11 protein-coding genes and 1 pseudogene are annotated in these 12,047 nt (G+C 67.2%); 4 read left to right on the forward strand and 8 right to left on the reverse strand.

Features of this window, described 5'->3' with window-relative positions:
• The first annotated feature begins 16 nt into the window (after positions 1-16).
• The gene (locus M5C96_RS00615; RefSeq protein WP_442867348.1) at positions 17-1,564 is read left to right on the forward strand and encodes a M48 family metalloprotease; all 1,548 of its coding nucleotides are present in this window, start codon (positions 17-19) and stop codon (positions 1,562-1,564) included.
• Here the strand turns inward: M5C96_RS00615 and M5C96_RS00620 are convergent.
• The 4 genes from M5C96_RS00620 to M5C96_RS00635 all read right to left on the reverse strand — a co-directional run bounded on the left by M5C96_RS00620 (position 1,532) and on the right by M5C96_RS00635 (position 5,440).
• Positions 1,532-1,888, reverse strand: a complete 357-nt coding sequence (locus tag M5C96_RS00620; protein WP_272569868.1) for a phage holin family protein — start codon at positions 1,886-1,888, stop codon at positions 1,532-1,534. The genes M5C96_RS00615 and M5C96_RS00620 overlap by 33 nt on opposite strands.
• A 161-nt stretch (positions 1,889-2,049) precedes the next feature.
• Positions 2,050-3,546 carry a hypothetical protein gene (locus M5C96_RS00625; RefSeq protein ID WP_272566524.1) on the reverse strand — a complete coding sequence of 499 codons (1,497 nt, stop codon included), beginning with the start codon at positions 3,544-3,546 and terminating at the stop codon, positions 2,050-2,052.
• Between the two features lie 533 nt (positions 3,547-4,079).
• The gene (locus M5C96_RS00630) at positions 4,080-4,556 is read right to left on the reverse strand and encodes a hypothetical protein (protein ID WP_272566525.1); all 477 of its coding nucleotides are present in this window, start codon (positions 4,554-4,556) and stop codon (positions 4,080-4,082) included.
• Between the two features lie 125 nt (positions 4,557-4,681).
• Complete coding sequence (locus M5C96_RS00635) at positions 4,682-5,440, reverse strand: TerC family protein (RefSeq protein WP_272566526.1); 759 nt, start codon at positions 5,438-5,440, stop codon at positions 4,682-4,684.
• Positions 5,441-5,966: 526 nt separating this feature from the next.
• On the opposite strand from M5C96_RS00635, the gene M5C96_RS00640 reads away from it, so the two are divergent.
• On the forward strand, positions 5,967-6,404 hold the full coding sequence (locus M5C96_RS00640; RefSeq protein WP_272566527.1) for a DUF3717 domain-containing protein: 438 nt from the start codon (positions 5,967-5,969) through the stop codon (positions 6,402-6,404).
• A 100-nt stretch (positions 6,405-6,504) separates the two neighbouring features.
• A pseudogene (locus M5C96_RS00645) lies at positions 6,505-6,815 on the forward strand (putative signal transducing protein).
• Between the two features lie 159 nt (positions 6,816-6,974).
• Here M5C96_RS00645 and M5C96_RS00650 read toward each other — a convergent pair.
• Positions 6,975-7,535 carry a YaeQ family protein gene (locus M5C96_RS00650; RefSeq protein ID WP_272566528.1) on the reverse strand — a complete coding sequence of 187 codons (561 nt, stop codon included), beginning with the start codon at positions 7,533-7,535 and terminating at the stop codon, positions 6,975-6,977.
• Positions 7,536-7,621: 86 nt separating this feature from the next.
• The gene (purB, locus tag M5C96_RS00655; RefSeq protein ID WP_272566529.1) at positions 7,622-9,001 is read right to left on the reverse strand and encodes an adenylosuccinate lyase; all 1,380 of its coding nucleotides are present in this window, start codon (positions 8,999-9,001) and stop codon (positions 7,622-7,624) included.
• Between the two features lie 103 nt (positions 9,002-9,104).
• Here purB and M5C96_RS00660 point away from each other — a divergent pair, with 103 nt between their 5' ends.
• Positions 9,105-9,719, forward strand: coding sequence for a glutathione S-transferase family protein (locus M5C96_RS00660; RefSeq protein WP_272566531.1), 615 nt, complete (start codon positions 9,105-9,107; stop codon positions 9,717-9,719).
• 329 nt (positions 9,720-10,048) lie between these two features.
• Here M5C96_RS00660 and M5C96_RS00665 read toward each other — a convergent pair whose 3' ends face one another.
• Together M5C96_RS00665 and M5C96_RS00670 are read right to left on the reverse strand one after the other, a co-directional pair.
• The gene (locus tag M5C96_RS00665) at positions 10,049-10,654 is read right to left on the reverse strand and encodes a glutathione peroxidase (protein WP_272566532.1); all 606 of its coding nucleotides are present in this window, start codon (positions 10,652-10,654) and stop codon (positions 10,049-10,051) included.
• Positions 10,655-10,805: 151 nt separating this feature from the next.
• Entirely contained in the window at positions 10,806-12,008 is a 1,203-nt protein-coding gene (locus M5C96_RS00670; RefSeq protein ID WP_272566534.1) for an HD-GYP domain-containing protein, read from the reverse strand.
• Between the last annotated feature and the right edge of the window lie 39 nt (positions 12,009-12,047).

Below are 12,047 nucleotides of genomic sequence, written 5' to 3' on the forward strand. Positions count from 1 at the left end.
GCTTGTGCGTCAGGCGGTGGCCGCTTCCCTTTTCATCCTGAGCGGTGTGTGCGGCACGACCGCCGTGCATGCGCAAGCGGGCCTGCCCACCCTCGGCGACAGCTCCGACCTCACCACCGCCCAGGAGCGCCAGCTCGGCGACCGCATCATCCGCGAGCTGTACCGCGATCCGGATTACATCGACGACGCCGTGCTCAACGAGTACGTGGACAGCATCTTCCAACCCCTGGTGAAGGCGGCGCGCGAGCGCGGGGAGCTCTCCCCCGAACTGGACGAGCGCTTCGCGTGGGAAATCCTGCTGGGCCGGGACCGCACGGTGAATGCCTTCGCGCTGCCGGGCGGCTATTTCGGCGTGCACCTGGGATTGATCGGCGTGGTGTCCACGCGCGACGAGCTGGCGTCGGTGCTGGCGCACGAACTGAGCCACGTCACGCAGCGCCACATCTCGCGCCTGATCACGCAGCAGAACCGGCAGACGCCGTTGATGCTCGGGGCCCTGGTGCTGGGCGCGCTGGCCGCCAGCAAGAGCCCCAATGCGGCCCAGGCGCTGATGATCGGCGGGCAGGCGGTGGCGGTGCAGAACCAGCTGAACTTCTCGCGCGACATGGAGCGCGAGGCCGACCGCATCGGCTATGGGCTGATGGCGCCGGCCGGCTTTGCGCCGCAGGGGTTCGTGGCCATGTTCGACAAGCTGCAGCAGGCCAACCGCATCAACGACAACGGTAGCTGGCCCTACCTGCGCAGCCACCCGCTGACCACGCAGCGCATTGCCGACATGCATTCGCGGCTGCCGCCAGGAGGGGGAGCCGCCGCCGCACCGGCCACGCCCACGCTGGAACACGCGATGATGGCCGCGCGCGCCCGCGTGCTGTCCCGTCCGGGCGTGGATGTCTGGCGGCAGTGGACGACTGAACCGCTGGGCACCGGTTTCGCGGCCCAGCCGTTGCCCCGCCGGGTGGCGGCCTGGTACGCGGCGGCGCTGAGCGCCAGCCAGCTGCAGGACGTGCCGGCGGCGCGCACCGCACTGCGGGGCTTGATGGAGGCGGTGCGCGGCGATGCGCCGGCGCTGCGGCAGGCGAAATTGCTCAGTGCGGAAATCGAATTCGCGGCCGGGGACTTCCAGGCCGCACTGCAGCAGTTGCCGGCGCAGGCGACCCTGGCTTCTTCGGCACACCCGCCCGCCCAGGCCGCTGCGCCGACGGGGCGGCCGGAGATGCTGCTGCGCACGCAGGCCCTGCTGCGCACGGGCAATGCCCAGGAAATGACCGGCCCGCTGCAGACGCGGGTGGCGACGCATCCGCACGATGCCACCGCATGGCATTTGCTGGCGGCGGTGTGGCAGCAGCAGAACCACCCGCTGCGCGCGGTGCGGGCCGAGGCCGAGGCGCATGCGGCGCGCTACGACTACCAAGCGGCGGTGGACCGGTTCAAGGCGGGCCAGGACCTGGCGCGCAAGAGCGGCAGCCGAGGAGGCGATGCGGCCGACTACATCGACGCGTCGATCATCGAGACGCGCCTGCGGGCCGTGGATTCACTTCTTAAGAAACAGGCCGCCGAGCGCTGATTCGATGAGCACGCCCAGCACCGAATAGATCAGCGAGCCGATCAGCGCCGCCGCGAAGCCCCGCACCTGGAAGCCGTCGCCCAGTACCGTGGCGGCGGCCCAGAACATGAGCGCGTTGATGACGAAGAGAAATAGCCCGATGGTGAGGACGGTGACCGGCAGCGTCAGCACCACTAGCACGGGCCGCAGCACGACATTGAACAGGCCGATGACGAAGGCGGCAATGAGCGCGCTGGTGAAGCTTTTCACCTCCACGCCGCTGTACACATAGGCCACGAACAGCAGCGCCGCAGCGCTGAGCAACCACTTGAGGATGAGTTTCATCATGGCGCGGGAGCATAGCACCCGCATGCCATGGCTCGGCGGATTCGCTGGTCTGTCCCCGGCCCGCGAATGCGCTCAACCGCTGCGTTCAGGCACCAGCGAAGCGATGGCTTCGTGGGTTCTTCGGGTGAGGCTTGCTGTCCGTCAGCCTGTTCCCCGCTTCAGCCATGCGTTGCGGATGACGTTAGCAACGGTTCCCTGGCTTGGCTTTCCTGGGCGACCGCCCGGAATGGACGCGTCAGCGAACTCATGGCAGACGAGGCGCTTGAGGCAGCGACCTGTCCGACGAAGCCCACGCTGTCGAGCACCCCCGCCATGGCGGTGAGGGCCGCGCCTCCGACGTGACGCAGCAATTCGTTGTGAGGCGCGAGCCTCGCGACGATGGCCTCCTCGTCGATGGTCGGTTGCAGGCCGCTAGTCTCACCCGCTCCGCTCTCGAGGTCACCGATGTTTGCAGCAGAGTGTTGGAGCAAGTCCCCGATCACATTCGCGAAGCGCTGGTGATCGCTGGACACGATACCCGGGACGCCGGTCTGAGAGATGGCGGCAATGACATTCATGCCAATCATCTCGATCGGTGCAAAAGCGGTGCTGCGCAGGATGCGCAGCGCCGCTTCTGGAAGCGCACCGGTGACCATGCCACCGAGGAGGAAGGGCACGAGCCCCACCGCGAGTGCGACGCCCATCGACTTCTTGCCGATCACCGTACTGGGCTCCATCTTGAGTGCCAGTTCGGTGGCCAGATGGATGGCTTCGTCTTGTGCGACGCCCTCGGGCAGCTTCATCACGCCGCTGTGGACCGCGTGCTCGACGGCCTCCTTGACCGACTCACGGATCTCAGCAATCTCTCCAGGCACGCCCGCCGCCGCCGAGAGGATGGCGACCTCGGTCGTCCCCACGCCGATCAGCGCAGCGACAGCTCTCGGTAGACGAGCGGCGTTGTACTCGAGCAAGTTGTTCGGCAACGCGCCGATGGCCGACACGACCCCGGCAGTGAGCGCCTCGCCGAGCTTTTGCATGAATGGGAAGGGATCGCCACGGTCATTGGCCATGCGCTTCTTGACCGTCATCGTGTCCGCCGCCTCGATCGCGACCATGGGCGCCGCGTCGATCACGGACGCCGGCAGGCCCCACGCCACGGATGCGAAGCCAGAACCCAGCAGCGCGAGCTTGGCCTTTGGTGCCGCCACGAGCTCCCACAGGGAGCCCAGCCCCGAGCTGACGGCCAGGCTCGAGCCAAGCAGCTTGAGGTCGATGCTCTTGGCCGTAGCAAGCTGCAGCAGTCCTGTGGCAGCCATCTTCAGCGACAGGTCCGGCCGTGCGGCAAGCCGGTCCTCGATCAAGGATTTCAGTGCGGGCAAAGACGATTCCATCCTCGGACGTGCCTCCCGCAGCAGCGGGATGATCCGGCCGCGAAGGTCATCGCCGATCGCCTGCTCACCGCGAGCAATCACGCCGAGTAGCAGCGGGATGGTGGCGTGCTCCATCGGGGCGCTGAGGTCTTCGCCAAGCGCCGCCTTGAGGCTGTCCAATGTGTTTCCACCGTTGGCGCCCAGGCGAAGCGATAGCGTCGGCTCCTTGCCAGCCAGGGCCATGAATTTTAGGCCGGGCACTTCGGCAGGATCGATCGCCAGGGACTCCAGCAGTTTCTGGGTCACCGGGTTTTTGGACGTGAGTTGGTTTCCCTCCACGCGAACAGTGCCCTGATAAGACGGGCCGGGACGGCTGTTGGATTGCAGATCGGCAAGCCGATCCGCTTCAATGCGAGGGCCCAGGCTGCTCGTGGAGTGCAGCGACGGACCTTTGGGCCGAATCGGAGATCCGGGCTCCATGGTGGACGGACGGGGCGAGCCGGGACGCGATGAAGGCTGACTCGCCGGCTGCTCGGGCACGGAAGAGGTAGAGGCGACGGAGGTGGAGACCAAGGGAGCAATCTGCATGGGTAATCTCGAGACTGGAGGCGAGTAAAAAACCTCCACCATCGCATCGCCGTGCCAAAAATAACCGAGAGATCGCGAAGTCCAGTCTCTTTTCGCGAAGTGCCTCGCTGCAGCAAGATCCTCGGTTGTCGCGGGTACCCGGAAGCTCCGTGACGCATCGGACGCAACAGGTCGTCAACCAGCACAACTACGTCATGCGTGCAGGACAGGCTTTACGCGTACCTGCTGGGCAGCAGGGCCGTGGGGGAGGATCACTCCGCCACGAACATGAACATCGCGCCCAGGCCGGCCAGCGTGCCCGGCAGGGACCAGCGGCGTGGCGATGGCTTGCGCGTGATGTTGACGGGGGCGGCCACCGCCTGGACGGGCGCCGGTGCGGCCATCTCGTCCTGCTTGGGGCGGCGTGCGTCGATCACGGGCACAGCGCCGTGTTCGGCCTGCAGCTGGGTGAGCAGATCGGCCAGCGGGCCCTTGGCCAGCACGGTGCTGGCCTGCACCCCTTCGGCCTGCAGCCAGGGGACGATCTGGCCGAACAGCTTGTCGGCCCACTTGGTGCGCCAGTTCTCGCGGGCGCTGTGGCTGACCCACTTGCTGATGCGGTGGGTCATGCGCGGGGCGCAGGCCACCAGCACCCATTCCGTTTTCTCGGCCGAGGCGCGGTGAGACAGGGGCGCCAGGACCTGCCGGGCCTGCTCGGCGTCGTCCACGTACACGATGACTTTGTTCATGAGGCTTCCTTGTGACCTGGCAGGGGTGGTGCCGTTAGCAATGGGGAAAGGGCTGGGCGAAATGGCCGGACGCCTGGCGGCGCCCGTGCCGTTTTGCCCACCGTTCGTCGTCAAGACCTGCTTGCTCAGCCGTGGGCGGCCGGAGCCGCTGCGGCGCGGCGCGAGACGATGACCTTGCCGACCACCAGCACCAGCAGGGCGCCGGCGATGTGCGCGGCCCAGTACAGGGTGTCGGAGATCACGGCCAGGCCTTGCGCGTCGAGCGTGCCCAGCTTCGGTGCCCAGCTCCAGCGCTCGGTGTTGACGAAGATCGGGTCGGTGACCAGCATGCCGCCGGCGATCCAGCCCAGCAGCATGCCGCCGATGGTGATGATGATGGGGAAGCGCTCCATGAGCTTGATGACCAGCTGGCTGCCCCAGACGATGATCGGGATCGAGATCAGCAGGCCCAGGACCACGAGCAGCATCGAGTGCTCGCCGGCATTCTGGGCGGCGCCGGCGATGGCGATCACGTTGTCCACGCTCATCACCAGGTCGGCCACGATGATGGTCTTGATGGCCGCGAACAGCTTGTCGCTGCCCGCCACGTCGCCGTGGCCGTCCTCGTCGGGTGCCAGCAGCTTGATGCCGATCCACACCAGCAGCAGCGCGCCCACGAACTTGAGGAACGGCAACGCCAGCAGCGTCATGGCGAACGCGATCAGGATGACACGCAGGATGATGGCGCCCGCGGTGCCCCAGATGATGCCCTTGGTTCGTTGGGCGGGTGGCAGCTTGCGGCAAGCCAGCGCGATGACGACCGCATTGTCGCCACCCAGCAGGATGTCGATGATGATGATCTGCCCCAACGCGACCCAGAACTCGGGTGAAGTCAAGAAGTCCATAAATTCCTCAAAAGCAATGGCCGGGAGGAGGAGCCCGCTACCCCTGTAGCGCCGGGCCCCTCCGGGAACGGGGGCTGACTGCGGAGGTGACCTGAGGCACGCCCGCGTTGCGCGGAGCGTTGTTCGATAGGGACGGCCTTGATCAGCCCGCGCAGGGCCCATCAAAGGTCTCGCTCGGTCCGCCATGCCTTGCATGGATGGACCCGGCCTGCCGGAAGCTTGCGCTTCGTACTGACGACAGGACCGACAAGCCCAGCCGCCCCGGGCGGTGTGCCTGCCGGATGTCTGCTGGGTTGGAAGCTACTCCCCTTCGAAGCCGGCATTGGAACACAGGGGCGAGCGGCCGTGCAAGCGAACGCGTCTCGCGCGCCGGGACGGCTTTGAGCCAAACAGGCCCCACACCGGCGTTTTGATTGCCTTTGTTGCTATCAATTCGTGAGTGTTCTGCGGGGCAGCTCGCAGGCCTGCGGGCGCCACTGGAGCGCACCCGGGCAGCGGTATGATCGCGGCCCCCTTTCGCACACCCATGGCCGTCCTGCACATCACCGACATCGAAGCCGCCATCAACCATTGGCGCGCCCGGTCACCGTCGCCCGACGGCGTGACGCTGGTGCCCGAGCTGGTGGCGCTGGCCGAGGTCTACGCGCTGATGGTGTACTGGCACGAGGACGAAGCCGACGAGGCGGGCTTTCCCCCCGCGGCGATGGCAGCCTGGCGCGCCTGGTACGAGACCACGCCCGACACCCCGTGCATCGCCATCTGCTCCACCAGCCAGGGCGACGAGCAGTGCAAGGGCTGCGGCCGCAGCTTCGCCGAGGTGCAGCACTGGCTGGCGATGACGCCGGTCGAAAAGCGCACGGTGTGGCGCCGCATCACGCTGGAGAGCTCGGCGTGGCGTTTCAACCGCTACGCCGAACGCGCGGCGGAAGGCAGCACGCCGGCCGAGGCCAAGGCGCCTGCCTGAACGGCGTCGGTGGGCGTTTCGGCCCCCGGTGCGGGGGGATGGGCAGCGCCATGGCTTTCCCGCCCTTTACGGGCCGCGGGACAGCGGCTATGGTGGGTTCATGCTCCGTCTGACCCAGGCCCCCAACATCGCGATCGCCACCCTGTGGGCCGACCTGCTGCGCGAGGGCGGCATGCCCCGGCGTCGGTGCAGCGGCAATACCTGGGGGCCGCCGCCGGGCACCTGCCGCCCGACCAGTGCCTGCCCGAGATCTGGCTGGAGCATGACGAGCACGCCGCCCGCGCGCGGCAACTGCTGAAGGCGTTGCAGAACCTGCCCCAGCGCCGCTGGCTGTGCGGGTGCGGCGAAATGGTGGAGGGCGGGTTCGAGCAGTGCTGGCAGTGCGGCGCGCTGATGCCGCAGCCGGCTTGAGCTCAGATAGCGCCGCATGCCATCGGGCGGGCCGGCGCGGCGTGTGGCTGGCCGCACGCTTTGATGCTCACTTATTGATAGCAACATGCCCTAGTCGATCATGCGCTGGAGGCCCATCAGGCTTCAAACCCTGCCGACCCGGCACAACCCGATGCCGCGTCACTTCCAGCGCTGGGGCTCCACGTGCACGCTGCCCAGGTTGCTGCTCAGGGTGAGCGTGCCCTCCTGCACCGTGGCCTGCAGCTGCATGCTGCGCTCCGCGAGCGCGGCCAGGGCCTGCGAGGCCTCGGCGGGCAGGCGCCACACCTGCAGCTTGTCCAGGCGCGACAGTTTGGTCTGGATGCCTTTCCACCACACCTCGGCGGCATGGTGGAAGCAATACACGATCACGGCGTCCGACTTGCTGCAGGCCTTGGTGAGCGGCTTGTCCTCGGGCTGGCCGACCTCGATCCACAGGCGCTTGCGGCCGGTGAAGTCGGTCAGGGAGACGTCCGGGTCGTCCGGGTCGGACAGCCCCGCGCCGAAGGCCAGGGTGCCGTCGCCCTGGCACACGGCCTGCAGCTGGTGGGCGTTGAGGGCCAGCGCCGCCAGCCGCACCATCATGCGTTCGTCGGTTTCGCTCGGGTGGCGGGCCAGCGTGAGCGAATGGTCGGCGTAGTAGCTGTTGTCGATGTCGGCGATCTGCAGGTTCGCCTTGAAGATGGTGGACTTGATGGCCATGGGCTGGTGCTCATAAAAATATAGCAGTCCGCGCCCGATGGTGGGGCGCGGACCGGCAAAAGGGCTTCAACCCGGGCGGTGGGCGGTCAGACGCGGCGCGCCAGCTCGGCGGCCTTGCCGATGTAGCTGCCGGGCGTCATGGCGAGCAGGCGCTCTTTTTCGGCCTCGGGAATCTCCAGGCTGCGGATCAGCCCGTGCAGGGCCTCGGCCGTCACGGTCTTTCCGCGGGTGACTTCCTTGAGCTTTTCGTAGGCCCCCGGCACGCCGAAGCGGCGCATCACCGTCTGGATCGGCTCGGCCAGCACTTCCCAGGAGGCGTTCAGGTCGTCCGACAGCGCTTCTTCGTTCAGTTCCAGCTTGTTCAGGCCGGTCATGAGCGAGGTGTACGCCAGGGCCGCGTAGCCCAAGGCCACGCCGATGTTGCGCAGCACGGTGCTGTCGGTCAGGTCGCGCTGCCAGCGGCTCACGGGCAGCTTCTCGGACAGGTGCTTGAGCAGCGCGTTGGCCAGGCCCAGGTTGCCTTCGGCGTTCTCGAAGTCGATCGGGTTGACCTTGTGCGGCATGGTGGAGGAGCCGATCTCGCCGGCCTTGAGCTTTTGCTTGAAGTAGCCCAGGCTCACATAGCCCCAGATGTCGCGCGACAGGTCGATGAGGATGGTGTTGGCGCGCGCCACGGCGTCGAACAGTTCGGCCATGTAGTCGTGCGGCTCGATCTGGATGCTGTAGGGCTGGAAGGTCAGGCCCAGGCCCAGGGGCTCGGGCGTTTCCACCACGCGCTTGCTGAAGGCTTCCCAGTCGAAGTCGGGCCAGGCGGACAGGTGGGCGTTGTAGTTGCCCACGGCGCCGTTCATCTTGCCCAGCATCTTGACCGAGGCCACGCGCTCGCAGGCGGTCTGCAGCCGCACGACCACGTTGGCCAGTTCCTTGCCCACCGTGGTGGGGCTGGCGGTCTGGCCGTGCGTGCGGCTCAGCATGGGCACGGCGGCGTACATGTGGGCCATCTCGCGCAGCTTGAGCACGATGCGGTCCAGGCCCGGCAGCACGACCTGATCGCGGCCGGAGCGCAACTGCAGGGCGTGGCTGGTGTTGTTGATGTCTTCGCTGGTGCAGGCGAAGTGCACGAACTCGGCCGCCTTCTCCAGCTCGGGGCGGGCCTCGAACTTGCCCTTGAGCCAATATTCCACGGCCTTCACGTCGTGGTTGGTGGTCTTCTCGATGTCCTTGATGGCGGCCGAATCGGTTTCGGAAAAATTCTTCACCAGCCCCAGCAGGTAGGCGCGTGCGCCGGTGGTCAGGGGCTTGAACTCGGCGAAGCCCGCATCCGACAGCGCGATGAACCAGGCCACTTCCACCTGCACCCGGCGGTGCATGTAGCCGTGCTCGCTCATGATCGGGCGCAGGGCGGAGAGTTTGGCGGCGTAGCGGCCGTCGAGGGGCGAGAGGGCGGTGATGGTGGACAGGCTCATGGGCGGGGATTGTAGGTGGCGCTGCCTGTAAGCTATCGAAGGCAAGACTGCCCATAAAATCAGCGGCCTTGTCCCAGTCCCCTGCCGTGCCCGGAAGAACACCATGAAATTGATCGGATCCTCAGCCAGCCCCTATGTGCGTAAGGTGCGCATCGTGATGGCCGAGAAGAAGCTGGACTACCGCTTCATCGAGGAAGACGTCTGGGCCGAGGACACCACCATCGCCACCTCCAACCCGCTGGGCAAGGTGCCGTGCCTGGTGATGGAAGGCGGAGAGGCCGTGTTCGATTCGCGCGTGATCGTCGAATACCTGGACACCCTCTCGCCCGTGGGCCGGCTGATTCCCACGCAAGGGCGGGAGCGCGCCGAGGTCAAGACCTGGGAGGCCCTGGCCGACGGCGTGATGGACGCTGGCGTGCTCGCCCGGCTCGAGTCGCGCTGGGCCGGCCGCCAGGAGGGCGAACGCAGCCAGGCGTGGATCGACCGGCAGCTCGGCAAGGTCGAGGCGGGCATCAAGGCCATGGCCCAGGGCCTGGGCGAGAAGCCCTACTGCAGCGGCATCCACATGAGCCTGTCCGACATCGCCGTGGGCTGCGCGCTGGGCTGGATCGGCTTTCGCTTTCCTGAAATCGAATGGCGTGCCGAGCATGCCAACCTCGCCCGCTTGCTGGACAAGCTGGAGCAGCGCGTGAGCTTCGCCGACACACGGCCTGCCTGATCGATCGCCCCGGCGCGCTGACTGACAAAAGCGGCGCCCACAAAGCCAAAAGCGCGCAACCTGCGAAGGTTGCGCGCTTTGTTTTTGGCGGAATAAAAAAGTTGCGAAGCGTCCCGAAACGAATTTAGAGAGGGAGGGAGGAGAAGCGCTTCAGGGTTTCAGTCGAACCACCAGGGTTCAAAAGGCTTCGCAACAGTAAAGGGGTTGATCGGGGAGCGGGCGTCACCGCCTGCACTGGTTACTAGAGTAGTGACGATCCCGTGAAGTTCCAGGGGTCTGGTGGTTAAAAGCATCAGAAAATGTAACCATTTCCATATCACGGAACCGTTTCAGAACGGTGACGGTTTCGGTCGCCCGGCGTCCAGTTGCTGCTCGATCGCACGCACCAGCCGCGGGTCGCTAGGCTCCACCACGCTGGCGAAACTGCCGGCCACCTTGCCGTCCCGGCCCACCAGGTACTTGTGGAAGTTCCAGCGGGGCGCCTCGCCGGCCTGGGCTTTCAGTTCCCTGTACAGCGGCGAGGCATCGGCCCCGACGACCCGGCTCTTGGCGAACATCGGAAACTTGACGCCGAAGGTGCTCTCGCAGAAGTCGGCGATCTGCGCATTGCTGCCGCCCTCCTGGGAGAAATCGTTGGAAGGAAACCCCAGCACCACCAGCCCCCGGTCCTTGTAGCGCGCGTACAGGGCCTCCAGCCCCTGGTACTGTCCCGTGAAGCCGCAGTAGCTGGCCGTGTTGACGACCAGCAGCACCTTGTTGCGGTACTGGCACAGCGGCTGGGGCAGTTCGTCCTGCAGGCGCAGGGGGGTGTGGCGCAGCAGGGGCGGGCAGGTACCGTCTTCCGTCGCGGACGCCGGGCCCGCGGCCCGCGCGGGAAGGCCGGACAGGGCGAGCGGCGCAGCCGCCAGGGCAAGGCAAAGGACTCGGCGCAGCATGGAGGTCTCCTGATGAAGGGGCGCCACGGACTGTGGCTGGATCACGAGTGGCAGCGGCTCACGAACGAGTTTGGCGCAAATCGGCGGAAAAGTCCCACCCCCGCGCGCTCCATGAGGCCGCCGCTGACAGGAGAGGCCCTGAAAAACGGTCTCAGACCAGGCTCAGCAAGCGGTTCAACTGCAGCTGCACGCGCACATCGCGCTGGGCGATGGCGCCGGTCACCTTCCAGGCCGGCTGGGCGGTGTCGCGCGGAATGAGCTCTCCGGTGGGCATGCCGTTGCGGTTGAGCACCACGGCCACGCGCGGCGTGGTGGCGCTGCCGCCGCGGCGCAGGGTGACGGCGATCTCCTGGCTCACCAGCCGCACGAACGCGCCCGGCGGGTACACGCCCAGGGTTTTCACCAAGGCCGAACCGGCTTCATCCACCTGGTGCGATTCGTCGTAGTAGCTCGCCTGCATCGCTGCGGTGACGGGCATCGGCGCGCGCGAGGCGCGGGGGGCCAGGCGGGCGCCGAACACGTCCGCGCGCTGGATCAGCCGGGCGATCTGCTCGCCTTCGCTCTTGTCGGCCAGCGGGCCCGGCGAGCGGTGGTGGTGGCAGCGCACGGCTTCCAGCCACACCGGGTCGTGCACGCCCAGCTGGCGCAGCAGGGTCTCGGATCGGGCGGCATGGCTTTCCACCGCGGCGATCTGGTCCGAGGTGAGCGGCTGGGCCTGCACGGCCAGCTGGTCCTGCAGCGCGGTCATGGCGATGTTCATGGACAGCGCCGCACGCCCGGTCTGCATCACGCGCTCCACCGGCCAGCGCAGTTGCTCGACGGCGACCAGCATGCACACGCAGGCCACGAGCATGGCGTGGGTGCCGCTGTACTGCCGGGTTTCGTGGCCGGACAGGTAGATGAGGGCGAGCAGGACCGCGTCGGGGCTCTGGCGGCAGTGCAGGGCGAGTTCGCGGTGCAGCGCATCGAAGCGGTCGGGAAAGTCATGCGCCTGCGGCGCGCGCAGCAACTGCGTGGCCCGCAGCTGCAGCCCCGGCCAATCGGGCGGGCCGCCTTCGGCGCGGTCGCGCGAGGACTGGGCCCCGGCGCTGATCTTCATGGAGGCGATCTGGCCGAGCGAGGTGTCGGACATCAGCATCTGCTGCAGCTGCGCCAGATAGGCGCGGTGGCTGTCGCCCGATTCGTCGGTGTCCACGCACAGCTGCAGGCCGCGCGACAGCAGGACGTCCAGCTCGTTGCGCGTGCGGATCACGTAGCCTTTTTGCGCCAGCAGCACGCCATCGGCCCCGCGCAGGATGAAGGGAAGCGGGGAGCCGAGCTGGATCGATTCGATGTTCAGCGCAACGAGGTTCATGGTGAGTCGCCGCATTATGGGCGCACGGGTGCACCGTGA

Source organism: Acidovorax sp. GBBC 1281 (assembly GCF_028473645.1).
GTDB lineage: Bacteria > Pseudomonadota > Gammaproteobacteria > Burkholderiales > Burkholderiaceae_C > Paracidovorax.